Genomic DNA, 25,093 nt, shown 5'->3' with positions numbered 1-25,093 from the left:
CGATAAAAAGTAGCCGAAAAGCATTATAGAGCGACTCGGGAGCGGGGGCGGCGCCAGATGCGGCGCGCCGGCGGCAAACTAGGCGGGCTGAGCTCAACAAGGTATCATGTGCGCGAAAAACACAACAAGGAAAGTCATGGCTGACATCAGCATCGTTCAGGAACACCGCCTGACACCGAACAAGGCCCGCGAAGCGGCCCAGAAAGTGGCCGACAAGATTGCCGCCGAATACGGGCTGGACTGCGCGTGGCAGGGCGACGTGCTGCATTTCGAGCGCAGCGGCGTGCACGGGTCGCTGGCCGTGGAAGCGCAGCAGGTCGAAATGACTATCAGGCTGGGGTTCTTGATGAGTGCGTTCGCGCCGGCGATCGAAGCGAAGGTGACGGAAAAGATGAAGGCGGTATTTGGCGCAGCCTGAAGCGGCCGCGCCGTGCTGTCACAGGGGCGCGATCAGCCCTTCAATTCGTCGATCAGGTCGACGTACTGCTGCATGGCCTCGTCCTTGGAGGTGCCCTTGAAACCATCCCAGGCATCGTACTTGGCGCGCCCGACGAAGTCGGTCATGCCGGGACGGTTGCCGTCGGTGTCGCCCGCGGACGCCTGTTTGTACAGCGCATAAATCTTCAGCAAGGTCTGGTTATCCGGACGCTCGGACAGATTTTTGGAATCGGCCAGGGCCTGGTCAAATTGTTCCTGCAAACTCATCGTATCTCCTCGGGTGGCTGAAATTCAGTGACGAGAATCTTAGCGCAGGTTGCACGGCAAACCCCCGAAAAGCGCAAGAGATTAGAGGGGATGCTCAGCTTGGGCGAGGACCGGCGTGCGCCTAGTCCTTGCCTTGCGCCTCGGCCTTTGCCTTGGCGGCCTTTTCCTCATCGCTGTCGCGGAACGGATACGTAGCCACCTTGACGGCGCCCTTGGTCACCGCGACCCCGGTACTGACTGCCGCCGAGCCGACCGCCACGCCGGCGCTGACCACCGCGCCGGTCACCGCAACGACGGCGCAGCCGCTCGACATGGCCAGCACCAGCAAGGCCAGCGGGTAGCGCAGGGCGCCCATCGGCATGCTTAAACCTTGAGCAGTTCGACGTCGAAAATCAGCGTGGCGTTGGGCGGAATCACGCCGCCCGCGCCGCGCGCGCCGTAACCGAGGCTGGCCGGGATCGTCAGGCGCCGTGCGCCGCCGACCTTCATGCCCTGCACGCCTTCATCCCAGCCCTTGATAACCTGGCCGGCGCCCAGCGAAAACTGGAACGGGTCGTTGCGGTCCTTGCTGGAGTCGAACTTGGCGCCGGCGCTGCCGTCGTCGTTGCGCAGCCAGCCGGTGTAATGGACGGTGACGTGCTGGCCGGCTTTCGCTTCGGCGCCTTCGCCAACGGTGGTGTCTTCGTACTGGAGGCCGGAATCGGTAGTGATAGTGGACATGGTTTTCCTTGATAAATCGGTGTGATTGGCGATTGTAGTGCATGACGTGTCAAAGCGCTATTGACGCCCGCCCCGCACGCGTCCAAAGCGCGCTACACTGCGTGGACTTTCTGACTACATCCGGCCGCTTTCCATGACCAAGACTCCCTGGCGCCCCGTCGCCACCGCCTACCGCCGCGCCCTGGTGTCGCAAGCCAATCCCAAGATGCTGCTGCTGACGGTGATTCCCTTCGTGCTGTCGGTGGTGCTGTGGGCCGCGCTGCTGGCTTTCGGCTTCCAGCCGCTGCTCGACTATGTCCAGGGCCTGTTCCAGTCCAACGACTGGTTCAAGACCAGCAGCGGCATGCTTGGTTCGTTCGGCATGGGCACGCTGAAAACCATGATCGTGCCGCTGATCGCCATGCTGCTGCTGCTGCCGCTGATGATCCTGACGGCGATCGTGTTCATGGGCGTGGCCGCCATGCCGCCGATTACCCGGCACGTCGCCGCGCGCCACTTCAGCACTCTCGAACAAAAGCACGGCGGCAGCTTCATGGCCGGCATCGCCATCAACGTCGGCAGCGCCGTGCTGTTCCTGGCGGTCTGGATACTGACCCTGCCGCTGTACGTCTTCCCGCCGCTGGCGGTGCTGGTGCAGGTGGTCCTGTGGGGCTGGCTGACCGCGCGCGTGCTGGTCTACGACGCGCTGGAAGACTACGCCAGCGCCGACGAAATGAAGGAACTGCGGCGCCGCCACCGTCCGCAGCTGGCGCTGATCGGCGTCGTCTCGGGCTTCATCGGCGCCTTGCCGGGCATCGTCTGGATCGGCGGCGCGCTCATGTCGGTGCTGCTGTTCCCCTTCCTCGCGGCGATCTCGATCTGGCTGTATGTGCTGATCTTCGTGTTTACCGCCCTGTGGTTCCAGTACTACTGCATGCAGGCGCTGGCCGACCTGCGCGCCGCACAGGAGCCGCCGGCGGCGGACGCTGCGGCGCCCGCCGTGGCCCCGGCCGGCGCACCCGGCGCCCCGCCCCCTGCCTGAGGTGCTTTCATGGCACACTGCCCACTTTTGCAATAACGGAGAAACACATGGCCATCGGTTTGATCATCATCGGCGACGAAATCCTGTCGGGCAAGCGGCGCGACCAGCACTTTCCCAAGGTGCTGGAACTGCTCGCCGAACGCGGCCTCAAGCTGGACTGGGCCGAGGTCCTGGGCGATGATCCGGTGCGCATCAGCGCCACCCTGAAACGCACCATGGCCAGCGGCGACATCGTGTTTTCGTGCGGCGGCATCGGCGCCACCCCGGACGACCACACGCGCCAGTGCGCCGCCACGGCGCTCGGCGTGCCGCTGGCGCTGCATGCGCAGGGACGGGCCAACATCGAAGAGCGCATCGGCGACATGGCGCGCGATGCCGGCACCACGGCCGACCTCAATTCCCCGGAAAACCTGCACCGCCTCAAAATGGCCGAGTTCCCGCAAGGCGCCTCGCTGATCCCCAACGCCTACAACAAGATCGCCGGTTTCACGCTCGGCACCCACCACTTCGTGCCGGGCTTTCCGGTGATGGCCTGGCCGATGATCGCCTGGGTGCTCGACAACTGCTACAGCCACCTGTTCAACCGCCAGCCGCACAGCGAGCAATCGGTGCTGGTGTACGGCTCGATGGAGTCGACCCTCACCCCGCTGATGGAAGCGCTCGAAGCGGACTACGCCCCGGTCAAGGTATTCAGCCTGCCGAGCGTGGGCGACGCGGTCACGCGCGGCCACATCGAACTGGGCGTGAAAGGCGAGCCGGCCCTGACCGCGTCGGCCTTCGCCGACATGTGCGCGCAGCTGACCCGCATGCAGATCGAATTCGCCCCATGCGAGGCCCGGGCGTGAGCGGCGTGTGACGCCTTTTGTGGCAAGCCTTTTACGTGGCGCCCTGAGCCGTTGTTTTTTTGCGAAAAACAAACGGCCAGATCAAGTTTTCTTGAACATGCCTTCGCCACGGTCACCCGATGTGGTGGAATGGTAACCGTGCATCACTCGATCTCGCGTGAGATTTCAGTGAGAATTTAACGAATGAATTTTTAATACCACAGGAATGCGATTGACCACCCGATTACACGAAGCGACCCGTTGCACGATGGCGAAGGTTGATGCGGTGATTGCAGGTACGATTGATTTGAACCGGTTGAGCCATCATGGAAAGTAATCGTCGTTTTCGACGGCCCCGCATCGTCGCCAGCGCGGTGCGCAAATTGCGCGCCCGCGCAGCGTTGATCCAACTCGGCCAGGTCCCGCCCGAGCCTGACGACGGCACGGCAGCGCCGCATCCCCACCTCTCCCTCGTACCCGACGGCGCCGCCGGCGCCTCAGACATGTATACCGAAACAGACACCGACACCAATACCGATACCGATACCTTGCCCACTCCAGAACCCGACACCGAGCCGCAAGGCACCCCGCCGCGCCGCCGCAGCCGCATCAAACTGGTCCTGTGGCTGTTGTTACTGGTCTTGCTCGGCGCCGGCGTCTGGTGGGTGCTCGATGAAGTGCGCACCTCGTCGATGCAGGCCAAGTACTTTGCCGGCATCGCCAGGAAGATCAGCTACAAGGTCGAGAAAGGCCCGAGCACCAACATCCGCTTCCCGCACGACAGCCCGTACGACGAGCGGCTCGGCTACGCCAACATGCCCGACTACCTGGCCAAGCTCAAGACGCGCGACTTCATGATCGATTCGCAGGCGCGCCTGTCGCCCAAGATGGTGGAACTGGCCGACCAGGGCCTGTTCGCGACCTACCGCGAAAAGACCAAGGTCGGCCTCGAAATCCTCGACTGCCGCAGCGAGCCGCTGTTTTTGGCGCGCTACCCCGAGCGTTTCTACGAAAAGTTCGACGATGCGCCATCCTCGCTGGTCAAGAGCCTGCTGTTCATCGAAAACCGCGAACTGCTCGACCCGACCTACCCGAAACGCAATCCCGCCGTCGAGTGGGACCGCTTCAGCAAGGCCGTCTTCGACAAGTCGCTGCACGTGTTCAGCGGCGGCGACAAGCGCTCGGCCGGCGGCAGCACGCTGGCTACCCAGATCGAAAAATACCGCCATTCGCCGGATGGCCGTACCAGCTCGCTGTCGGAAAAAGCGCGCCAGATGGTGTCGGCCACCTTGCGCGCCTACCAGTACGGCGAAGACACCACCCGCGCGCGGCGCCAGATCGTCATCGATTACCTGAACACGGTACCGCTGTCGGCCAAACTCGGCTACGGTGAAGTCAACGGCATCGGCGACGGCATGTGGGTCTGGTACGGACGCGATTTCACGGCCATGAACAAGCTGCTGAAAGATGAACCGCATTCGCCCGACGCGGCGCTGGTCTACAAGCAGGCGCTGTCGCTGATGATCGCCCAGCGCCGTCCGGCCCACTACCTGGGCGCCGGCGCCAACGACCTCGAAAACCTGACCAACACCCACTTGCGCGTGCTGGCCCAGGCCGGCGTGATCACGGCGCAGCTGCGCGACGCCGCGCTGGCCGTCAAGCTGGAGCCGGCCAAGGGTTCCGGCGTGGCGCCGCCGGCGGCCAATGCGTTTGTGTCGCGCAAGGCCTCGAATGCGGTGCGCACCCACCTGGCGGGCTTGCTGGGCGACGCGCGCCTGTACAACCTGGACCGGCTCGACCTGTCGGTGGTCAGCACGCTCGACTCGGAAGCCCAGAAAGCCGTCACCGCCATGCTGCGCAAGCTGCGCGACGCCGAATCGGCGCAAGCGGCCGGCCTGACCGGCAAGGGCATGCTGGGCAACGGCGACCCGGCCAGCGTGGTGTACAGCTTCACGCTGATGGAACGCGGCGAAAAAGCCAACTACCTGCGCGTGCAGACCGATAACTACGACCAGCCGCTCGACATCAACGAAGGCGCCAAGCTCGATCTGGGCTCGACCGCCAAGCTGCGCACCCTGGTGACCTACATGGACATCATCGACCAGCTGTACCAGCGCTTTAACGGCATGAGTGCGGCGGAACTGCGCAAGGTGGTGGTCGATCCGAAGGACCGGCTGTCGCAGTGGGGCATCGAATACTTCCTGACCCTGCCGGCCGGCGCCGCGCGCGACCTGCCGGCCATGCTGGAAGCGGCGATCGAACGCACCTACTCGGGCAGCCCGGCCGAAGGCTTTTTCACCGGCGGCGGCATGCACACCTTCGGCAACTTCAGCAAGCTCGATAACACGCGCATCATGAGCGTGCGCCAGGCGCTGCGCAGCTCGACCAACCTGGTATTCGTGCGCCTGATGCGCGACGTGGTGCGCTACTACATGTTCCAGCTGCCCGGTTCCTCGGCGGCGCTGCTGGCCGACGCCGACGATCCGCGCCGCGCCGAATACCTGGCCCGCTTCGCCGACCGCGAAGGGCGCGAGTTCCTTGGCCGCTTCTATAACAAGTACAAGGGCAAGAACGCGGCCGATGCCGAAAAAGTGCTGCTCGCGAGCTTCCGTCCGACCCCGACCCGGCTGGCCAACGTGCACCGCACCATTGCCCCGAACGCCACGCTGGCCCAGTTCACGGCCTTCGTGAAGGACAACCTGGTGTCGGCCAACGAGGTGCCGGACGAGCGCATCGCGCGCATGTACGACCAGTACGCCCCAAGCAGCATGTCGCTGGCCGACCGCGGCTACCTGGCCACCATCCACCCGCTCGAACTGTGGCTGGTCGGTTACTTCCGCGCCAATCCGAACGCCACCTACTCCGACATGGTGGCGGCCAGCGTCAAGGAACGCCAGGAAGTGTATGCCTGGCTGTTCAACACGCACCGCAAGCATGCGCAGGACCGCCGCATCGCGGGCTTGCTGGAAGTCGAAGCATTCTTGAAGATCCATGCGCAGTGGAAGAAGATGGGGTATCCGTTCGACTCGCTGGTGCCGTCGTACGCGACCACCCTGGGCGCGTCGGCCGACCGTCCGGCGGCGTTGGCCGAGATGATGGGCATTATCGTCAACAAGGGCGTGCGCAAGCCGGTGCAGCGCATCGACTCGCTGCATTTTGCCGCTGGTACGCCGTACGAAACGCTGGTCAAGCAGGCCAAGAGCGCGCCGGGCGAGCAGATTCTGTCGCCGGAAGTGGCGCGCGCGGTGGCCGATGCGATTCGCGGCGTGGTTTCGGACGGTACCGCCAAGCGCGTCAAGACCGCCTTCAAGATGGCTGACGGCAGCATCATTGCGGTGGGCGGCAAGACCGGTACCGGCGACCAGCGTTTCGAGGTATATGGCGCCGGTGGACGGCTGATCGAATCGCGTTACGTGAACCGCTCGGCGACCTTCGTCTTCAACATCGGCGAGCGCTTCTTTGGCAGCATGACCGCGTACGTGCACGGACCGTCGTCGGCCGACTACGACTTCACCAGCGCCTTGCCGGTGCAGTTGCTGACAGTGCTGGCGCCGACCCTGATGCCGATGATCGAGCCGCCGGCCGACAGCACGGCCAGGCAGTGCGTGCGTTGATGAAGTGACGGTCGCCGGGAGCTTGGCTCTCGACAGGTACCACTAGATCGAGAGCCGTCGGTTCTGGCAGTGCCAGGAACGACGGCTCTTGGTTTTATGGCCTTCATTTCGGCCTGCGCTTGCATAGTTCGCCAAATGTTGGCATCGTACCGATCCATGAAACCTTTGCAACGTGCGATGTCCAAAATCCGGAAGTTTACCCAGTTCTCGTTTCGCGACCTGGTTGCCACCGCCGGCCCCACCGTTCTCACCATTGCCGCGCTGTGCGCGGTCGCTTACTTCCTGGTCGATCCCTCGCCGCCGCGCAGGGTCACGCTCGGCACCGGCCAGGAAAACAGCGCTTACGAGGAATTCGGCAAAAAATACGCCGCCAAGCTGGGCAAGCATGGCATCGCCGTCACCCTGCAGCGCTCCCTCGGCTCGCAGGACAACCTGCAGCACCTCAATGAAGGCAAGGTCGATATCGCTTTCGTCCAGAGCGGATCGACCGAGCAGGCCGAAGCCCAGCGCAAGGGACTGGTCTCGATCGGCAGCCTGTTCACCGAACCGGTCTGGCTGTTCCTGCGCGAGGATGCCAAAGTCACGCAGCTGTCGCAGCTCAAGGGCTTGAAAATCAACCTCGGACCGGAAGGCAGCGGCGTGCCCAAGCTGTTTCGCCAGGTGCTGGCGCTGAACGGCGTCGAGCCGGCCGACCTGACCATCGGCACCCTGGAGAACACGCCGGGCACGGTGGAACTGCTGGAAGGACGCATCGATGGCCTGGTCTTCAGCTCCGGCCCGGACGCGCCGCTGGTGCAGATGCTGCTGCAAACGCCGGGCTTCAAGCTGTTTGACTTCACCCAGGCCGAAGCCTATTCACGGCGCTTGCCGTTCGTCTCGCACGTGGTGCTGCCGCGCGGGATCGTCGACGTGGGGCGCGACATCCCGGCCCAGGATTACCATCTGATCGCACCCACAGCGACGCTGGTGGCGCGTGAAGATTTGCATCCGGCGCTGATCGATTTGTACGTGCAGGCGGCCAGCGAAATTCATGGCGGCACCGGCTGGTTCCAGCAGCAGGGGCAGTTCCCGTCGGCGCGCTACACCGAAATTCCGGTGGCGCGCGAAGCGGCCAAGTTCTACAAGGATGGCGCGCCGCTGCTGCAACGCTACATGAGCTTTTGGCTGGCCAATTTTTTTGATCGCATGTGGGTCGTGGTGGTGGCGCTGGCGGCGCTGGTGCTGCCGCTGTCGAAGGTGGTGCCGCCGCTGTACGTGTGGCGGATTCGCTCGCGCGTCTACCGCTGGTACGGGCAGCTGCGCACGGTGGAGCAGGAGCTGGAGGCGGCGCAAGGCGCACAGCGGGCAGACATTTGCGCGGGGCTGTTAAAACGGCTCGATGAGATCGAAGAAATGGTCAACCAGATTTCGATTCCGCTCGCGTTTGCCGATGGCTTGTATGGCCTGCGCAGCCATATCAATTTCGTGCGCCAGCGGGTGAAGAACGCCGTGGCCGACGATCAAGTCCGCGCTACGCAATCCGCGCCGGGTGCGCTCGCGTAACGCCGCTGGCGCCGGTGAGCTTTTAAAAAATCAGGCCCCCAGCCACGGCAAGCCGGCCTTGCACCAGCCACCGACGCTCTTGCGGTGACCGTCCGCATCCTTGTCGCCCTCGAAGCCTTCCAGGATATCGAATGACTGCGCATAGCCATTTTCCGTCGCCACCCGTGCGGCGTGGCGCGACCTGACGCCCGAGCGGCACAAAAACAGCAGCACCTCATCCTTTTGCGCCACCGCTTCGAGCTGCCGCACGAAATCGGGATTGGGCGCGCCGTCCGGCCAGGTGCTCCATTGCACGGCGCAGTGCTGCTGCGCCGGAATGGCGACCTTGCCGACCCACGCGCGCTCGGCGTCGGTACGCACGTCCACCAGCCGCACGCGCGCTTCGCTGTGCAGCAGTTCCCACGCTTCCTGCGGCGTCACTGCGCCCGCATACGGTTGGCCGGGCGCGCGGGTGCGGGCGGTGGCAAGCAGGGTGTCGGCGTTACTCATGGCGTATTCCTCGGTCAAGTTTGCGATTATTATAGGAGCGGCGCACCACGGCGCGGCATTTTTCCCTTTTCGGTGCATCGTGCATCAACTTGGTGCAATCCGCGCGATTCGCACCAAGGTGGTGCGATCCCGATCAGACGCCCGCGCCGGCGCTGTTGCAGGGACTCCGGAGTTTAGTGATATTTGGCAGCATTTTCAACGCTGCTGCGCCATTCGGTCCGCATGGTCTGGCTGGCACGCTTTCTGCTATGATCCCTGTGAGTTTTGCCGCCGAGGTGGCAACCCCCCATTTATATTAGGAGAGATACGCATGGCAATGACGGCCGCAGAAGTCTTGGAAATGGTTAAAGAGAAGCACGTTCGCTTTGTGGACTTTCGCTTCGCCGACACGCGTGGCAAAGAGCAGCACGTAACGGTTCCCGTATCGCACTTCGATCTCGACAAATTTGAATCGGGCCACGCTTTCGACGGCTCGTCGATCGCCGGCTGGAAGGGCATCGAAGCGTCCGACATGCTGCTCATGCCAGACCCGAACACGGCCAACATCGATCCGTTCATGGAAGAAGTCACGCTGTTCATGCAGTGCGACGTCATCGAGCCGGCCGACGGCAAGGGCTACGACCGCGATCCGCGTTCGATCGCCAAGCGCGCCGAAGCCTACCTCAAGTCGACCGGCATCGGCGACACCGCCTACTTCGGCCCTGAGCCGGAATTCTTCATCTTCGACAGCGTGCGCTGGAAGATCGACATGTCGGGCTGCTTCGTCAAGATCGATTCGGATGAATCGTCGTGGGCGACCGATGCCAAGACCGAAGGCGGCAACAGCGGCCACCGTCCAACCGTCAAGGGCGGCTACTTCCCGGTGCCACCAGTCGATTCGTTCCAGGACATGCGCTCGGAAATGTGCCTGATCCTCGAAGAACTGGGCATCCCGGTCGAAGTGCACCACCACGAAGTGGCTGGCGCCGGCCAGAATGAAATCGGCACCCGCTTCTCGACCCTGGTCGAGCGCGCCGACTGGACCCAGAACCTGAAATACGTGGTCTGGAACGTGGCCCACAGCTATGGCAAGACCGCCACCTTCATGCCGAAACCGATCGTTGGCGACAACGGCTCGGGCATGCACGTGCACCAGTCGATCTGGAAAGACGGCAAGAACCTGTTCGCCGGCGACGGCTATGCCGGCCTGTCGGAAGATGCGCTGTTCTACATCGGCGGCATCATCAAGCACGCCAAGGCACTGAACGCGATCACCAACCCGGGTACCAACTCGTACAAGCGCCTGGTGCCTGGCTACGAAGCGCCGGTGAAACTGGCTTACTCGGCCAAGAACCGTTCGGCCTCGATCCGCATCCCGCATGTGGCGAACCCGAAAGGCCGCCGCATCGAGACCCGCTTCCCGGATCCGCTGGCCAACGTGTACCTGTGCTTCGCCGCGCTGCTGATGGCTGGCCTGGACGGTATCGCCAACAAGATCCACCCGGGCGAAGCAGCGTCGAAAGACCTGTACCACCTGCCGCCGGAAGAAGACGCGCTGATCCCGACCGTGTGCTCCTCGCTCGAAGAAGCGCTCGACAACCTGAACAAGGACCGCGAGTTCCTGACACGCGGTGGTGTTTTCAGCAACAGCATGATCGATGCCTACATCGAACTCAAAATGCAGGACGTGCAGCGCATGCGCATGACCACGCACCCGGCCGAGTTCGACATGTACTACTCGCTGTAATTGTTTTTGGTTGGCAAGCATTGCCAACGTGCAGCACCTGTAGCTGGAGAGACATCAAAACGTATCTCTCCGGTATAAAAACGCGAGGAAGGCCACGGCTTTCCTCGCGTTTTTCATTGGATGTTGTATATTCGGTTGAATCTAATTACTCCACGGAATTCCGTGAAACAACGCTGATGCTTATGATAACGAGGATGTCCCGAATTCGCCCGCACCGACCGCTGCGTTCGCCTTTGCTGGCGCTGGTGCTGCTCGCCGGCCTCGGTGCGCAGCTGCCGGCCCGGGCCGACATCTATCTGTGCGTCGATGCCAGTGGCCGCAAGGAGTTGACCGACAACCCCAAGCCGGGCTGCAAGCAGCTCGACGTGCCGAACAATATTCCCGCGCCGTCGGGGCGCAAGAGCAGCGCTCCGGCCAAGCCGGTGACCACGCCGACCGATTTCCCCAAGGTGGGTGGCAGCGAGCAGCGCGCGCGCGACGCCGACCGGCGCCAGATCCTCAACGACGAACTGCACGCCGAAGAAAAGAAGCTGGCCGAACTCAAACGCGAGTACAACAAGGGCGAGCCTGAACGCCAGGGCAACGAGAAGAACTACGCCAAGTACCAGGAGCGGGTCCAGTCGATGGCCGACAACATCGCGCGCGCCGAGAAGAATATCGAAGCGCTGCGGCGCGAAATTTCGAACATTAAATGACCATGGCCGCGCCTTGCGTGCCACGGCGCGAAGCCCTGGCCGGCCTCGACCTGCTGGCGTCGGCCGTGCTGCTGGTCGACGCCGGCGGCACCATCACCTTTGCCAACGCGGCCGCCGAGCACCTGCTGGAAAGCTCGCTGCGGGCCCTGCAACGCCAGCAGCTGCATACCCTGTTCCTCAACGCCGAGGAATTGCTCAATCTGTGCACACAGGCGCTGGCCCATAAATACGCCGACCTGCGCCAGGACCTGACCCTGGAGCGCAGCGGACGCGAACCGCTGCATGTGCACAGCATCGTCAGCGAGGCGGGCGAATCGGGCATCGTGATCGAGCTGCGCGAGAACGTCCAGCAGTTGAAACTCGACCGCGAAGAGCGCATCCTCGACCAGAGCCAGGTCAACAAGGAACTGGTGCGCAACCTGGCGCACGAGATCAAGAACCCGCTGGGCGGCATCCGCGGCGCGGCGCAGCTGCTCGAACTCGAACTGCCGGCGCGCCACCTGACCCAGCTGCGCGAATACACGCAGGTGATCATCAAGGAAGCGGACCGCCTGCAAACCCTGGTCGACCGCCTGCTGGCGCCGCACCGGCGTCCGCACATCGTCGGCGACGTCAATATCCATGAAGTGTGCGAGCGCGTGCGCAGCCTGATCCTGGCCGAGTTCCCGCTCGGGCTGGCCATCCGGCGCGACTACGATGCCTCGATTCCCGAGTTCAGGGGCGACAAGGAACAGTTGATCCAGACCGTGCTCAATATCGCGCACAATGCCGCCCAGGCCCTGTCCGAGCGGATCGTGGCGGGCGACGCCGAGCTGGTTTTCAAGACCCGCGTGGCGCGCCAGGTGACCCTGGCCAAGGTGCGCTACGGGCTGGCATTAGACTTGCATATCATCGACAATGGACCGGGCATCCCGCCGCAGATCCGCGACCGCATTTTCTATCCCCTGGTATCGGGACGGGAGGGCGGCAGCGGCCTGGGGCTGACACTGGCGCAGACCTTCGTGCAGCAGCACATGGGTGTGATCGAGTGCGAAAGCCGGCCTGGATTTACGGATTTCAGGATCCTGTTGCCGCTGCCATAAGCCGCGCATCAGCTTCGACAATCCGGGTCCCATCAATTGAAGATCCATATTGCGGGGAAGCGCGAACACATGAAACCAATCTGGATAGTCGACGACGACGCCTCGATCCGCTGGGTGCTTGAAAAAGCCCTGGCGCGCGAGAACCTCGCGACCAAAAGCTTTTCCAACGCGCGCGATGCCATGGCCGCGCTCGAATTCGATACGCCGCAAGTGCTGGTGTCCGACATCCGCATGCCGGGCGAGTCGGGGCTTGACCTGCTGCAAACCGTCAAGGCCAGCTATCCCGGCCTGCCGGTGATTATCATCACGGCGTTTTCCGACCTCGATTCGGCGGTCGCCGCCTTCCAGGGCGGCGCCTTTGAATACCTGGCCAAGCCGTTCGACATCGACAAGGCGGTGGAATTGATCCGGCGCGCGCTTGAAGAAAGCCTGCGCGAGACCAGCGTCGAATCCGGCCCCACCGAGACGCCCGAAATCCTGGGCCAGGCGCCAGCCATGCAGGAAGTGTTCCGCGCCATCGGGCGCTTGTCGCAGTCGAACGTGACGGTGCTGATCACGGGCGAATCGGGCACCGGCAAGGAGCTGGTCGCGCGTGCGCTGCACAAGCACAGCCCGCGCGCGCAGCAGCCTTTCATCGCCTTGAACACGGCGGCCATTCCCAAGGATTTGCTGGAGTCCGAACTGTTCGGCCACGAGCGCGGCGCCTTCACGGGCGCCCAGACAACGCGGCGCGGCCGCTTCGAGCAGGCCGAAAACGGCACCCTGTTCCTCGATGAAATCGGCGACATGCCGTTCGATCTGCAAACGCGCCTGCTGCGGGTGCTCTCGGACGGCCACTTCTACCGGGTCGGCGGGCACCAGCCGATGAAGGCCAATGTGCGCGTCATTACGGCCACCCACCAGAACCTGGAACAGCGGGTGCGCGACGGCCTGTTTCGCGAAGACTTGTACCATCGCCTCAACGTGATCCGCCTGCGCCTGCCCAGTTTGCGGGAGCGGCGCGAGGATATCCCCCTTTTGGTGCGCCACTTCCTGGTGCAAAGCGCGCGCCAGCTCGGGGTCGAGGCCAAGCGCATGAGCGATCCGGCGCTGCATTTCCTCACCGGGCTCGATTTGCCGGGCAATGTGCGCCAGCTGGAAAACCTGTGCAACTGGATCACCGTGATGGCGCCCGGGCAGACCGTGGACGTCAAGGACATGCCGCTCGAACTGACGCAGGAGGGAGGGGCCGATACGGCGCTGCCGCCGGCCATGGGCGAGGGCGCGGCGCTGCCGGCCAACGGCCACGCCGGCATGCTTGCGGGCGGCGCCGGCATGGCGGCGCTGGGTGCTGCCGGCGGCTGGATTGGCTTGCTGGAGCTGCAGGCGGCCAGCATGCTGGCGGCCGGCCAGTCGGAGGTGATGGATGTGCTGGGACGGCAGTTCGAGTCGGCCTTGATCAAGACGGCGCTCAAGCACACGCACGGGCGCAAGAACGATGCGGCGGTGCGCCTGGGGATCGGGCGCAACACCATCACCCGCAAGATCGCCGAACTCGGGATCGATGGCGCCAAGGACGAGTAGGGGGCGTGGCGGGGCGCGTGCCCCGTCCGCGCGCGGCATGGTGTAAGCTTCTGTCCAATTTATTGTTGGAACCTCCATGCTGATCAACTGCGTCGCCTACCAGGAAGGCAAAAAGCTGTCCGACATTTCCGTCGAAGCCATCAGCGACTACGTCGAGAAATCCGACTGTTTCGTGTGGGTGGCCCTGAAGGACGCCCAGCCGGACGAACTGGCCGTCATGCAGCACGAATTCGGGCTGCACGAACTGGCGGTGGAAGATGCGCTACGCGGCCACCAGCGCCCCAAGATCGAGGAGTACGGCGATTCGCTGTTCGTGGTGGTGCAGACGGTCGAGATGGATGGCGATGAGATGAGCGTGGGCCAGGTGGCCATGTTCGTCGGCGACAATTACGTGCTCTCGGTGCGCAACAATGTCATGCGTGGTTTTCTTGGCGTGCGCGCGCGCGCCGAACGCGAACCGCACCTGCTGGGCAAGGGCTCGTCGTTCGTGCTCTATGCGCTGATGGATGCGGTGGTCGACCGCTATTTTCCGGTGGTCGATGCGCTTGAAACCGAACTCGAAACCATCGAGGACCGGATTTTTATCCGCGGCTCGCAGCGCACCAATATCGAACGTCTGTATGAACTCAAGCGCAAGGTGCTGGTGCTGCGCCACGCGGTCACGCCGCTGCTCGACGCCATCGGCAAGCTGCATGGCGGGCGGGTGCCGTCGTTCTGTCGCGATACCCAGGAATACTTCCGCGATGTGCACGATCACCTGCAGCGCATCAACGGCGCGCTCGATACCATCCGCGACACCATCGGCACGGCGATCCAGGTCAACCTGTCGATGGTGGCCATCGACGATGGCGAAGTCAATAAACGGCTGGCCGCATGGGCCGCGATCTTCGCGGTGTTTACCGCGTTCGCCGGAGTGTGGGGGATGAACTTCGAGTTCATGCCGGAACTGAAATGGAAGTACGGCTACGCTGTTGCGATCAGCGCGATGGTCACCGTGTGCGTCTACCTGTATTACCGGTTCAGGAAGTCAGGGTGGTTGTAAATCCCCGCTGTTGACGGCGCGCCAGGCGCCCGTTAACTGTGAAGCCGTCCTTCCCGGCTGCGCGGGATGGACGATGCTGAAGTTTAAGGGTTTTAAACGCGGCTGCTGCAATCGACTTTGCCGCAGCCAGCTGATTACCCCGCCATCGACAGCGCCACCGCTTCCGCCACCTTGATCCCATCGACCGCCGCCGACAAGATCCCGCCTGCGTAGCCGGCGCCTTCGCCGGCCGGGAACAGGCCGCGCGTGTTCAGGCTTTGCAGGTTGTCGTCGCGGCGCTTGATGCGGATCGGCGACGAGGTGCGCGTTTCCACGCCGGTCAGCACTGCGTCTTCCTGGTAGTAGCCGCGAATCTGCTTGTCGAACGCCGGAAACGCTTCGCGCATGGCGATGATGGCGTAGTCGGGCAGGGCGGTGCCCAGGTCGGTCAGGTGCACCGCCGGCTTGAACGACGGCACCACCGAACCGAAGGCGGTCGAGGCGCGGCCCTTGACGAAGTCGCCCATCAGCTGCCCCGGCGCGTCGTAGGTGCCGCCGCCGAGCGCGAACGCGCCTTCTTCCAGGCGGCGCTGCAGCGCGATGCCGGCCAGCGGGTGGCCCGGGTTGTCGACAAAGTCGGCCGGCGTAATGCCGACCACGATGGCGCTGTTGGCATTGCGCTCGTTGCGCGAATACTGGCTCATGCCGTTGGTGACCACGCGCCCCGGCTCGGACGCGGCGGCGACCACCGTGCCGCCCGGGCACATGCAGAAGCTGTACACCGAACGGCCGTTGGCGGCGTGGTGCACCAGTTTATAGTCGGCCGCGCCGAGGATCTTGTTGCCGGCGTTCGGACCGAAACGGCAAGCGTCGATCAGCGACTGCGGGTGCTCGACCCGGAAACCGACCGAAAACGGCTTCGCTTCAATATACACGCCGCGCTCGTACAGCATCTCGAAGGTGTCGCGCGCGCTGTGGCCGATGGCCAGCACCACGTGGCGGGTGGGGATATGTTCGCCGCTGGCCAGGGTGACGCCGCGGATCTGGCGCGCCTCGCCGTCGCCCTCGACCTCGATATCGCTGACCTTGCTCTCGAAACGGTATTCGCCGCCCAGCGCGATGATGTTCTCGCGCATCTGTTCGACCATCTTGACCAAGCGGAAGGTGCCGATGTGCGGTTTGCTCACGTACATGATCTCGTCCGGCGCGCCAGCCTTGACGAATTCGGTCAGCACCTTGCGCCCGTAATGCTTGGGGTCCTTGATCTGGCTGTACAGCTTGCCGTCGGAAAAGGTGCCGGCCCCGCCTTCGCCGTACTGGACGTTCGATTCCGGGTTCAGCTCGCGCTTGCGCCAGAAGCCGAAGGTGTCGACGGTGCGCTCGCGCACCACCTTGCCGCGTTCGAGGATCAGCGGGCGCAGGCCCATCTGGGCCAGGATCAGGGCCGCGAACAGCCCGCACGGGCCGGTGCCGATCACCACCGGGCGCTCGTTGCGGTCGTGGCCCTGCAATTGCTCGCCGCCGGCGACGAAGGTGTAGCCGGTGTCGGGCGCGGGCAGCACATGGGCGTCATGCTGCAAGCGCGCCAGCACCGCCGCTTCGTCGCGCAGTTCGGCATCGACCGCGTAGATCAGCACGATGGCGCTGCGCTTCCTGGCGTCGTAGCTGCGCTTGAACACACTGAACCCGAGCAGGTCGGCGCCGGCAATGCCCAGGCGCGCCAGGATCGCCTCGCGCAGGTCGGCGTCGGCATGGTCGAGCGGGAGTTTGAGTTCGTTAATTCGCAGCATAGGAGTCGTTCGTGGTTCAGGGTGGGCAAAAGCGGGGCAGGGCGCTATTTTACCGGGTGCATCGCCTGATGGGCGAATCGGGCCGCCCCGGCACGGTATTTTCGACCTCAAGGTGTTGCTGCGCGACTAGTAATATGTAGTTGAGAAAATTTGTTGCAAAACAGACTCATTCATTATTCAAATTTTGCGGCAGCGCACCATATTTCATTCGGCCTATTTGCGTAAAGTAAGAATTTTCGCTGTAGTCGCAGCGAAAGTTGCAAATCGGCTGGTTTTGGCCGCCCTTTTTTTGTCGCTGACCGGATAATGCCCGTTGCAGAAATGATGCGACGCCCTGCGAGCGCGCCACTGCCGGGGGAATTTGAACCCGGCAACGTGCCAGCGCCGCCGAGATCCGGAAGGCTGTCGTACAAGCAAGCTGCTGTAGTGTCGTTATCCTCATCCTAAACGGAGTTCTAAAAATGATGTTTCAAGAGAAGATTGGCGTACGTTCCGTTCGCCTCGCCCTCGGCCTGTTAGCCGGTTTCGTCGCCGGCCACGCACTGGCTCAGGATGCTCCTATCCAGCGAGTTGAAATCACCGGTTCGAGCATCAAGCGCATCGTGAAAGAAGGCGCGTTGCCAGTCCAGGTGGTGTCCAAGGAAGTGATCGCCCGTTCTGGCGCGACCACCGTTGCCGACCTGATCCAGAAACTGCCGGCGATGCAGGGTTTCACGATTGAAGCCATTGCCGCCGGCACCAACTCGGGTGGCCGCTCCACCGCGTCGATCCACGGCCTGGGCGGCACCTACACCCTGGTCTTGCTGAACGGCCGCCGCATGGCGCCTTTCCAGGATAGCGGCAGCTCGGTCAACCTGAACTCCATTCCGATGAGCGCGGTCGAGCGCGTCGAAGTGCTGAGCGACGGCGCATCCGCCCTGTACGGCGCCGACGCGATTGCCGGCGTCATCAACTTCATCCTCAAGAAAAACTACCGCGGCCTGACCCTGGACGCGGGCGTGTCGGTACCGACCAACCCGGGCGGCAAGAGCGCCAACGCTGGCTTCACCTGGGGCTTCGGCGACCTGGAAACGAACCGCTTCAACCTGTTGATGACCTACCGTCACGACGAGCAGAAGAAGGTCAAGGCGACCGACCGCGAATTCAGCAAAACGTCGTACATTCCCCTGGGCCACGACGGCCAGAGCTACATCTATGACCGTACCTCGACCTCGGGCACCGCATCGAACGTGAACGTCGCGTTCAAGAATCCGAAAACTGACCAGATCGGCTTTAACCCGTACAAGAAAGTCAACGGCGCCTGCCCGACCGGCTTCTTCAACTACCTGTCGAACACCGCCACCACCGAGTACTGCGCCGTCGACAGCGCCTCGACCGTGGAAACCGTGCCTGAATCGAAGCGCGACACCCTGTTCACCTCGGGCCGCATCAAGTTCAGCGACAACCTGACCGCCTTTGCCGACCTGGCACTGGGCCGCTTCGACCTGACGGCGCGGATCGCCGCCAACCCGGTCAACGTGGCCGTGCCGATCGGTTCGCCAGTCTACAACCAGTACGTCGCACCGTACCTGAGCGCCGATCAGCGCGCCGATGTCAAGACCGCCACCGCGACCTACCGCGCGACCGAATTCGGTACCCGCGACAGCCAGACCATCACCGACGTCGGTCACTTCGTCATGGGCCTGGAAGCCAATTTTGGCGGCTGGGACATGAATACCGGCGCCACCTACTCGCGCTACCAGCTCGACGAGCGTTACACCGGCGGCTATCTGTTGAACAAGGAATTCCGCAGCCTGATCGGCGGCGCCAGCTTCAATCCATTCCTGCCGGCCGGCTCGCCAACGTCGCCAACGGCTCAACAGATCAATGGTTCGGTCTTCCACGGTTCGATCCGTGAAGCGTATTCGGTCCTGCGCGGCCTCGACCTGCGCGCATCGCGCGAACTGTTCAACCTGCCAGGCGGCGCAAGCAGCATCGGCCTGGGTATCGACGGCCGCGAACTGCACCAGGTGCAGACCGCCACGACCGCAGCCAAGGATGGCAGCATCTACGGTTTCACCGCGCCAAACCAATTCGACTACACCCGTAACTCCGGCGGTGCCTTCGCCGAAATGGCGCTGCCGCTGATGAAGAACCTGGAAGTGACGACCGCCATCCGCTACGACCGTTATTCGGGCGTGGAAGACAAGAGGGCCAAGCGCACCAAGGGTGAATCCCAGAGCGCCAGCACCTACAAGATCAGCGCACGCTACACCCCGACCACGGCCCTGCTGCTGCGCGGTTCGTACGGTACCGGTTTCCGCGTCGCCGACCAGAACGACATCGCCAACACCCTGGTGTCCGCCGGCGTCACGGCCGCACCGTATGCTTGCCCGGCAGACCTGGTAGCGATCGATGTGACCCTGTGCCGTCCGGGCGTGAACCAGTACAACTCGTACAACGGTGGTAACGAAAAACTGCGTCCGGAAGAATCGAAGCAGTTCACCCTGGGCTTCCGCCTCGAGCCATCGTCGAGCGTGACCTTCGGCGCCGACCTGTGGGACATCAAGATGACCAACCAGGTGTCGAACGTCGGCGAAATCCAGGCGTTTGCCAATCCAGCCAAGTACCGCCAGCTGTTTACCGAGTTCGCCGATCCAGCGACCGGTATCAAGACCTGGGCCTTCATCCGCGCCCCGATCAACATCGGCAAAGCGCACAACCGCGGTATCGACTGGGATCTGACCGTCGGCGAGAAGTATTCGTTCGGCAAAATGACCCTGAACGTCAATGGTACCCACATGCTCAAGGCCAGCTACACCATTCCGGGTTCGGACACCGAGTGGACCGACAGCATGGATAAATACGGCATCGACAATCAAGTCACCTTCCGCGATATCGTCAAGTTCGGCGCTACCCTGGAAACGGGCCAGATGACCAATGCGCTGACGTTGAACTACCGCAATGGTTACACCGACCAGGCCGCTAGCTTGTACAACGTGGCGACCAAGGCCCCTGCCGTCAGCCAGATCCGTCTGCAAGTGCCTTCGTACAGCACCGTCGACTACCAGGGTAAGTTTGCGATCAGCAAAACCTGGGAAGTTCGTGGCGGTATCAAGAACCTGATGGACAAAGAGCCACCACTGACCCTGCGCACGTCGTCGGGCCACCAGGTTGGTTACGATGCGCGTTACGCGGACACGATGGGCCGCACCGTCTACCTCAACACCAGCTACAAGTTCTAAGCAGCTGATACGACGTAAGACATCATGAAAGGCGCGTTGCTTCGGCAACGCGCCTTTTTTTGGTCTGGAGGGGGAGGGGAAGAACTGGGTACCCGCCGCGTGCCGCCTGGGTGCGCGGCGCCGATTGCGGCAATGCCGGATGCGGCGGCGCTTACGCTGCCGGCATCACGGCGGCATCACGGCGGCATCACGGCGGCATCACAGCGGCATCACAGCGGCATCGGCACGGCGAGCGTAGATTGACGGGAAAGTTACAGGCCGCCCCACAGGGCGTTGAGGGCGGCCACGGCGGCGATGCCGGCCGTCTCGGTGCGCAGGATGCGCGGGCCCATCGACAGCGCCAGGGCGCCGCGCGCCATCGCGCTATCTTCTTCCTGCAGGCTGAAGCCGCCTTCCGGACCGATCATCAGCGACAGCGCCTGGGGCGGCTGGTGCCTGGCCCAGTCGGCCAGCGACTGGCCGCCGCGCGGGCTGAGCAGGATGCGCTTGTGCATGTCTTGCTGGGCGCTCCATTGATGCAGCTCGTCCACCGGGGCCAGCCGCGCCAGCCGGTTGCGCCCGCTCTGCTCGGACGCGGACACGATCACGCCCTGCCAGTGCGCCAGTCTTTTCTCGGCGCGCTCGCCCGACAGGCGCACCACGCAGCGCTGCGCGGCCAGCGGCTGGATCGCCGCCACCCCCATCTCGACCGCCTTTTCGATGATCCAGTCCATCTTGGACGCTTCCGGCAAGGCCTGGGCCAGGGTGATTTCGTAGGGCAGCTCGGCGTCGCGCGCCACGAAGGCCTTGACCGTCACGCTGGCGCGGCGCTTCTCGGCGCTGACCAGGTGCGCAATGTATTCGCCGCCATCGCCGTTGAACAGGCATAGTTCGGCGCCGATCTGCAGCCGCAGCACATGAACGTGGTGGGCCACCGCCTCGGGCAGGTCGAGCGTGGCGCCGATCGCCAGCGGCTGGGAACAATAGAAACGGGGCATGACATCCTGATAAGTAGTGGGAGCCGGCAGGGGCGCAAAGTGCTTCATTTTAATTCGGCACCCTCTGGTCTGGTAAAATACTTGGCTCGGTACTCCATGCAGCGCCACCCGCATTCCCAATCCTACGACCTCACAGATTCGACCCATGAAAACGACGCTCCCTACCACTTTGATGGCCAACGCGATCCGCGCGCTGGCAATGGATGCAGTTCAACAGGCCAATTCCGGCCATCCGGGCATGCCGATGGGCATGGCGGAAATCGCCGTGGCGCTGTGGGCCGGCCACTACAAGCACAATCCGTCCAATCCCAAGTGGCTCAACCGCGACCGTTTCCTGCTGTCGAACGGGCACGGTTCGATGCTGCACTACGCGCTGCTGCACCTGTCGGGCTACGACCTGAGCATGGCCGACCTGAAAAACTTCCGCCAGATGCACTCGAAGACCCCGGGCCACCCGGAAGTGGACATCACCCCGGGCGTGGAAACGACCACCGGCCCGCTCGGCCAGGGCATCGCCAACGCGGTCGGCATGGCGCTGTCCGAATACCTGCTGGCGGCTGAATTCAACAAGCCCGGCTTCGACGTGGTCGACCACTACACCTACGCCTTCCTGGGCGACGGTTGCCTGATGGAAGGCATCTCGCACGAAGTGTGCTCGCTGGCCGGCACCCTGGGCCTGAACCGCCTGATCGCCCTGTACGACGACAATGGCATTTCGATTGACGGCAAGGTGGAAGGCTGGTTCACCGACGACACCCCGAAACGTTTTGAATCGTACGGCTGGAACGTGATCGCCGCCGTCGACGGCCACAGCGTGGCGGCGGTCGATGCTGCCATTGCCGAAGCGAAGCTGTCGTCCAAGCCGACCCTGATCTGCTGCAAGACCATCATCGGCAAGGGTTCGCCCAACCTGCAGGGCGGCGACAAGGTGCACGGCGCCGCGCTGGGCGAGAAGGAAGTGGCGGCCGTGCGCGAGCACCTGCTGTGGACCTCGGTCCCGTTCGAGATCCCGGCCGAGGTGTACAGCGCCTGGGACGCGAAAGCCGATGGCGCCGCCATGGAAGCCGAGTGGAACACCAAGTTTAGCGCCTACCGCGCGCAATACCCTGAGCTGGCCGCCGAATTCGAGCGCCGCATGAAGGGCGAGCTGCCGGCCGACTTCAACGCGACCCTGGACGCGGCGATTGCCGCCTGCGTCGAAAAGAAAGAAAACATCGCGACCCGCAAGGCCAGCCAGAACGCGATCCAGGCGCTGGCCCCGACCCTGCCGGAGTTCCTGGGCGGCTCGGCCGACCTGACCGGTTCCAACCTGACCAACTGGAAAGAGTGCATCGCACTGCGTTCCGGCAAGCCGGGCAACCACATCAACTACGGCGTGCGCGAGTTCGGCATGAGCGCCATCATGAACGGCATCGCCCTGCACGGCGGCTACATCCCGTTCGGTGCCACCTTCCTCACCTTCTCCGACTACAGCCGCAACGCGCTGCGCATGGCCGCGCTGATGAAACTGCGCTCGATCTTCGTGTTCACCCACGATTCGATCGGCCTGGGCGAAGATGGCCCGACCCACCAGTCGGTCGAGCACGTTTCTTCCCTGCGCCTGATTCCGAACCTGGACAACTGGCGTCCGTGCGACACCGTCGAGTCGGCCGCCGCCTGGGGCGCCGCCGTGCAGCGCAAGGATGGCCCGTCGACCCTGATCTTCTCGCGCCAGAACCTGCCGTTCCAGGAACGCACCCCGGCCCAGATCGCCGACATCGCGCGCGGCGGCTACGTGCTGCAAGACGTGGCTGATGCCAAGGCGATCCTGATCGCCACCGGTTCCGAAATCGAACTGGCCACCAAGGCCGCCGCCGCCCTGGCCGCCGAAGGCATCCTGGTGCGCGTGGTGTCGATGCCGTCGACCGATGTGTACGACCGCCAGGACGCCGCCTACAAGGCCAGCGTCTTGACGCGTGGCGTGCCGCGTGTGGCGATCGAAGCGGGCGTGACCGACTTTTGGTATAAATACGTCGGCCTGGAAGGCGCCGTGGTCGGCATCGACACCTTCGGCGAATCGGCGCCGGCGCCGGTGCTGTTCAAGCACTTCGGTTTCACGGTCGAGAACGTGGTTGCCAAGGTCAAGTCGGTACTGACGAACTAAGAAGCGCTGGCGGCGCGCGGGCGCCGCCGCCCACCCATTTTTATCACTCAGGAGCAAAGTAATGACGATCAAAGTTGCAATCAACGGTTATGGCCGTATCGGCCGCAATGTCCTGCGCGCTTTCTACGAAGGCGGCAAGAAACACGACATCCAGATCGTGGCGATCAACGACCTGGGCGATGCCAAGTCGAACGCGCACCTGACCCGTTACGATACGGCGCACGGCAAGTTCCCGGGCACCGTCACGGTCGAAGGCGACAACATGATCGTCAACGGCGATGCCATCCGCGTGTTCGCGCAGCGCAACCCTGCTGAAATTCCATGGGGCGAGCTGGGCGTGGACGTGGTGCTTGAGTGCACCGGTTTCTTCACCACCAAAGAAAAAGCCTCGGCCCACCTGAAGGGCGGCGCCAAGAAAGTCATCATTTCGGCACCGGGCGGCAAGGATGTCGACGCCACCATCGTGTTCGGCGTGAACGAAGGCGTGCTCAAGGCGAGCGACACCGTCATTTCCAACGCATCGTGCACCACCAACTGCCTGGCCCCGCTGGTCAAGCCGCTGAACGACGCGATCGGCCTGGAAACCGGCCTGATGACCACGGTGCACGCTTACACCAACGACCAGGTGCTGTCGGACGTGATGCACGAAGACCTGCGCCGCGCGCGTTCGGCCACGATGAGCATGATCCCGACCAAGACCGGCGCCGCCGCGGCGGTGGGCCTGGTGCTGCCTGAACTCAACGGCAAGCTGGACGGTTTCGCGATCCGCGTGCCGACCATCAACGTTTCGCTGGTCGACCTGAGCTTCATCGCCAAGCGCGACACGACGGTGGACGAAGTCAATGCCCTGATGAAAGCGGCATCGGAAGGCGCGTTGAAAGGCGTGCTGACCTACCAGACCGAGCCGCTGGTATCGATCGACTTCAACCACAACCCGGCCTCCTCGAATTTCGATTCGACCCTGACCAAGGTATCGGGCCGCCTGGTGAAAGTATCGTCGTGGTACGACAACGAGTGGGGTTTCTCGAACCGCATGCTGGACACCACCGTTGCCCTGATGAACGCCAAGTAACACCTGGCGACATCGACAAAAACGCCCTCCGGGGCGTTTTTTTTGGCCCGCGTTTCCCCACCGGGGTCTGACCTCTGATTAGCAATACCCCACCGGGGTCTGACCTCTGACTAGCAACAATTTCACCGAATGTCGGCATGATGAGCTGTAGAGTCCGCCTGCTTGCCCCTGCGTGCCGGGCGCCGGCCCGAACGCAAGCCGGTTTCAGTGCGGTACAGCAAAAAATTTCTAATCAGAGGTCAGACCCCGGTTGTAGGTGGTCGCCGCGAATGGGATTAGGAGCCGGCGTCGGACTCGGAGGATCGGCTTATTTGTAGATGCCGGACCCAACCATCATGTCGTCGACCCGCTCGACATAGCCGGCCTTGTTTTCGACCGCCTTGGTCACCGGATTGGGCCACTTGAATTCGACCCAGCCATGGCCCGCCGGCGATTTGGCTTGCTCGGCCATTTCCTTGATCATCAGCTTGCCGTTGCTGTCGGCCAAGGCCATCAGGTTCTTGCCCACGATCTTGGGATTGTTGCCGTGGGCGAGGGCGACGCCGTTCAGGTCGTACACATACACATACAGATCGCGGTCGTGGAACTCTTTGTTGGCCGTGTCGGCAATCGCCGCGAAGGCCTTGGCCTTGTCGGCCTTGATCAGGATGATCGCTTTCTTGACCATGGCCACCGCTTCGTCGGCACTGCCCTTGTCGGCCGACCAGGCCGCTCCCGGCAGGGCCAGCAGGACGATACTGAGGCAGCCTGCGGAAAACAATGTTTTCATCAATGCACTCCAATCACGGTCAATGGCGCGTCGTTGCGTGAAACCATTATGCCGATACTCGCCCTCAGTTGAGTCGGATTTTCCTGGAAAACATCCCGATTCGCACAAACGGCTGC

At 63.3% G+C, this 25,093-nt stretch carries 20 protein-coding genes; 13 read left to right on the top strand and 7 right to left on the bottom strand.

Features of this window, described 5'->3' with window-relative positions; genetic code table 11:
- The first annotated feature begins 136 nt into the window (after positions 1–136).
- The gene (locus PO883_RS21245) at positions 137–418 is read left to right on the top strand and encodes a polyhydroxyalkanoic acid system family protein (protein ID WP_289311516.1); all 282 of its coding nucleotides are present in this window, start codon (positions 137–139) and stop codon (positions 416–418) included.
- 32 nt (positions 419–450) lie between these two features.
- Here PO883_RS21245 and PO883_RS21240 read toward each other — a convergent pair whose 3' ends face one another.
- The 3 genes from PO883_RS21240 to PO883_RS21230 form a co-directional block, all read right to left on the bottom strand.
- A complete protein-coding gene (locus tag PO883_RS21240) occupies positions 451–705 on the bottom strand; it encodes an acyl-CoA-binding protein (RefSeq protein ID WP_167086478.1) in 255 nt (84 codons plus the stop codon).
- Positions 706–826: 121 nt separating this feature from the next.
- Positions 827–1,066, bottom strand: a complete 240-nt coding sequence (locus PO883_RS21235) for a hypothetical protein (RefSeq protein WP_289311515.1) — start codon at positions 1,064–1,066, stop codon at positions 827–829.
- 2 nt (positions 1,067–1,068) lie between these two features.
- Positions 1,069–1,425, bottom strand: a complete 357-nt coding sequence (locus PO883_RS21230) for an FKBP-type peptidyl-prolyl cis-trans isomerase (RefSeq protein WP_167086477.1) — start codon at positions 1,423–1,425, stop codon at positions 1,069–1,071.
- 133 nt (positions 1,426–1,558) lie between these two features.
- Here PO883_RS21230 and PO883_RS21225 point away from each other — a divergent pair, with 133 nt between their 5' ends.
- The 4 genes from PO883_RS21225 to PO883_RS21210 all read left to right on the top strand — a co-directional run bounded on the left by PO883_RS21225 (position 1,559) and on the right by PO883_RS21210 (position 8,426).
- Positions 1,559–2,446, top strand: coding sequence for an EI24 domain-containing protein (locus PO883_RS21225; RefSeq protein ID WP_289311514.1), 888 nt, complete (start codon positions 1,559–1,561; stop codon positions 2,444–2,446).
- Between the two features lie 47 nt (positions 2,447–2,493).
- The gene (locus PO883_RS21220) at positions 2,494–3,291 is read left to right on the top strand and encodes a molybdopterin-binding protein (protein WP_289311513.1); all 798 of its coding nucleotides are present in this window, start codon (positions 2,494–2,496) and stop codon (positions 3,289–3,291) included.
- Positions 3,292–3,773: 482 nt separating this feature from the next.
- Positions 3,774–6,884 (top strand): transglycosylase domain-containing protein, encoded by a 3,111-nt coding sequence (locus tag PO883_RS21215; RefSeq protein ID WP_289311512.1) that lies wholly within the window; start codon positions 3,774–3,776, stop codon positions 6,882–6,884.
- 177 nt (positions 6,885–7,061) lie between these two features.
- Positions 7,062–8,426, top strand: coding sequence for a TAXI family TRAP transporter solute-binding subunit (locus tag PO883_RS21210; protein ID WP_289311511.1), 1,365 nt, complete (start codon positions 7,062–7,064; stop codon positions 8,424–8,426).
- Positions 8,427–8,456: 30 nt separating this feature from the next.
- Here the strand turns inward: PO883_RS21210 and PO883_RS21205 are convergent, their stop codons facing one another.
- Positions 8,457–8,915, bottom strand: a complete 459-nt coding sequence (locus PO883_RS21205) for a rhodanese-like domain-containing protein (RefSeq protein WP_289311510.1) — start codon at positions 8,913–8,915, stop codon at positions 8,457–8,459.
- A gap of 310 nt (positions 8,916–9,225) precedes the next feature.
- Between PO883_RS21205 and glnA the strand changes: the two genes are divergently transcribed.
- The 5 genes from glnA (at position 9,226) to corA (ending at position 15,023) form a co-directional block, all read left to right on the top strand.
- Complete coding sequence (glnA, locus tag PO883_RS21200; RefSeq protein WP_167086472.1) at positions 9,226–10,641, top strand: type I glutamate--ammonia ligase; 1,416 nt, start codon at positions 9,226–9,228, stop codon at positions 10,639–10,641.
- Positions 10,642–10,835: 194 nt separating this feature from the next.
- Positions 10,836–11,336, top strand: a complete 501-nt coding sequence (locus PO883_RS21195; protein WP_229423474.1) for a DUF4124 domain-containing protein — start codon at positions 10,836–10,838, stop codon at positions 11,334–11,336.
- Entirely contained in the window at positions 11,333–12,418 is a 1,086-nt protein-coding gene (gene glnL / locus PO883_RS21190; RefSeq protein ID WP_289311509.1) for a nitrogen regulation protein NR(II), read from the top strand. Before PO883_RS21195 ends, glnL begins: the two co-directional genes overlap by 4 nt.
- 69 nt (positions 12,419–12,487) lie before the next feature.
- Positions 12,488–13,981 (top strand): nitrogen regulation protein NR(I), encoded by a 1,494-nt coding sequence (gene ntrC, locus PO883_RS21185; protein ID WP_289311508.1) that lies wholly within the window; start codon positions 12,488–12,490, stop codon positions 13,979–13,981.
- Positions 13,982–14,057: 76 nt separating this feature from the next.
- Positions 14,058–15,023, top strand: coding sequence for a magnesium/cobalt transporter CorA (gene corA / locus PO883_RS21180; protein WP_289311507.1), 966 nt, complete (start codon positions 14,058–14,060; stop codon positions 15,021–15,023).
- A 134-nt stretch (positions 15,024–15,157) separates the two neighbouring features.
- Here corA and PO883_RS21175 read toward each other — a convergent pair whose 3' ends face one another.
- On the bottom strand, positions 15,158–16,792 hold the full coding sequence (locus tag PO883_RS21175; RefSeq protein WP_289311506.1) for an NAD(P)/FAD-dependent oxidoreductase: 1,635 nt from the start codon (positions 16,790–16,792) through the stop codon (positions 15,158–15,160).
- Positions 16,793–17,253: 461 nt separating this feature from the next.
- Between PO883_RS21175 and PO883_RS21170 the strand changes: the two genes are divergently transcribed.
- Positions 17,254–20,016, top strand: coding sequence for a TonB-dependent receptor (locus PO883_RS21170; RefSeq protein ID WP_289311505.1), 2,763 nt, complete (start codon positions 17,254–17,256; stop codon positions 20,014–20,016).
- A 251-nt stretch (positions 20,017–20,267) separates the two neighbouring features.
- Here PO883_RS21170 and PO883_RS21165 read toward each other — a convergent pair whose 3' ends face one another.
- Positions 20,268–20,993: a 16S rRNA (uracil(1498)-N(3))-methyltransferase gene (locus tag PO883_RS21165; RefSeq protein WP_289311504.1), complete on the bottom strand. Its 726-nt coding sequence runs from the start codon at positions 20,991–20,993 to the stop codon at positions 20,268–20,270.
- Between the two features lie 145 nt (positions 20,994–21,138).
- On the opposite strand from PO883_RS21165, the gene tkt reads away from it, so the two are divergent.
- Together tkt and gap are read left to right on the top strand one after the other, a co-directional pair.
- Positions 21,139–23,136, top strand: coding sequence for a transketolase (gene tkt / locus PO883_RS21160; protein ID WP_289311503.1), 1,998 nt, complete (start codon positions 21,139–21,141; stop codon positions 23,134–23,136).
- A 61-nt stretch (positions 23,137–23,197) separates the two neighbouring features.
- Entirely contained in the window at positions 23,198–24,208 is a 1,011-nt protein-coding gene (gap, locus tag PO883_RS21155) for a type I glyceraldehyde-3-phosphate dehydrogenase (protein WP_167086464.1), read from the top strand.
- A 307-nt stretch (positions 24,209–24,515) separates the two neighbouring features.
- On the opposite strand, the gene PO883_RS21150 is transcribed toward gap, so the two are convergent.
- Entirely contained in the window at positions 24,516–24,977 is a 462-nt protein-coding gene (locus PO883_RS21150; protein ID WP_167086463.1) for a cache domain-containing protein, read from the bottom strand.
- Between the last annotated feature and the right edge of the window lie 116 nt (positions 24,978–25,093).

The sequence above is a fragment of the Massilia sp. DJPM01 genome, assembly GCF_030348125.1.
Lineage (GTDB): Bacteria > Pseudomonadota > Gammaproteobacteria > Burkholderiales > Burkholderiaceae_D > Telluria_A > Telluria_A frigida.
The sequence above is the reverse complement of the archived record's forward strand: the minus strand, read 5'-3'. Positions and strand labels throughout refer to the sequence as shown.

What these genes read in the sequence shown, in the direction of transcription:
- PO883_RS21245 (WP_289311516.1), top strand. Translation starts at nt 137, where the DNA reads ATGGCTGACATCAGCATCGTTCAGGAACACCGCCTGACACCGAACAAG.
- PO883_RS21240 (WP_167086478.1), bottom strand. Translation starts at nt 705, where the DNA reads ATGAGTTTGCAGGAACAATTTGACCAGGCCCTGGCCGATTCCAAAAAT.
- PO883_RS21235 (WP_289311515.1), bottom strand. Translation starts at nt 1,066, where the DNA reads ATGCCGATGGGCGCCCTGCGCTACCCGCTGGCCTTGCTGGTGCTGGCC.
- PO883_RS21230 (WP_167086477.1), bottom strand. Translation starts at nt 1,425, where the DNA reads ATGTCCACTATCACTACCGATTCCGGCCTCCAGTACGAAGACACCACC.
- PO883_RS21225 (WP_289311514.1), top strand. Translation starts at nt 1,559, where the DNA reads ATGACCAAGACTCCCTGGCGCCCCGTCGCCACCGCCTACCGCCGCGCC.
- PO883_RS21220 (WP_289311513.1), top strand. Translation starts at nt 2,494, where the DNA reads ATGGCCATCGGTTTGATCATCATCGGCGACGAAATCCTGTCGGGCAAG.
- PO883_RS21215 (WP_289311512.1), top strand. Translation starts at nt 3,774, where the DNA reads ATGTATACCGAAACAGACACCGACACCAATACCGATACCGATACCTTG.
- PO883_RS21210 (WP_289311511.1), top strand. Translation starts at nt 7,062, where the DNA reads ATGTCCAAAATCCGGAAGTTTACCCAGTTCTCGTTTCGCGACCTGGTT.
- PO883_RS21205 (WP_289311510.1), bottom strand. Translation starts at nt 8,915, where the DNA reads ATGAGTAACGCCGACACCCTGCTTGCCACCGCCCGCACCCGCGCGCCC.
- glnA (WP_167086472.1), top strand. Translation starts at nt 9,226, where the DNA reads ATGGCAATGACGGCCGCAGAAGTCTTGGAAATGGTTAAAGAGAAGCAC.
- PO883_RS21195 (WP_229423474.1), top strand. Translation starts at nt 10,836, where the DNA reads ATGTCCCGAATTCGCCCGCACCGACCGCTGCGTTCGCCTTTGCTGGCG.
- glnL (WP_289311509.1), top strand. Translation starts at nt 11,333, where the DNA reads ATGACCATGGCCGCGCCTTGCGTGCCACGGCGCGAAGCCCTGGCCGGC.
- ntrC (WP_289311508.1), top strand. Translation starts at nt 12,488, where the DNA reads ATGAAACCAATCTGGATAGTCGACGACGACGCCTCGATCCGCTGGGTG.
- corA (WP_289311507.1), top strand. Translation starts at nt 14,058, where the DNA reads ATGCTGATCAACTGCGTCGCCTACCAGGAAGGCAAAAAGCTGTCCGAC.
- PO883_RS21175 (WP_289311506.1), bottom strand. Translation starts at nt 16,792, where the DNA reads ATGCTGCGAATTAACGAACTCAAACTCCCGCTCGACCATGCCGACGCC.
- PO883_RS21170 (WP_289311505.1), top strand. Translation starts at nt 17,254, where the DNA reads ATGATGTTTCAAGAGAAGATTGGCGTACGTTCCGTTCGCCTCGCCCTC.
- PO883_RS21165 (WP_289311504.1), bottom strand. Translation starts at nt 20,993, where the DNA reads ATGCCCCGTTTCTATTGTTCCCAGCCGCTGGCGATCGGCGCCACGCTC.
- tkt (WP_289311503.1), top strand. Translation starts at nt 21,139, where the DNA reads ATGAAAACGACGCTCCCTACCACTTTGATGGCCAACGCGATCCGCGCG.
- gap (WP_167086464.1), top strand. Translation starts at nt 23,198, where the DNA reads ATGACGATCAAAGTTGCAATCAACGGTTATGGCCGTATCGGCCGCAAT.
- PO883_RS21150 (WP_167086463.1), bottom strand. Translation starts at nt 24,977, where the DNA reads ATGAAAACATTGTTTTCCGCAGGCTGCCTCAGTATCGTCCTGCTGGCC.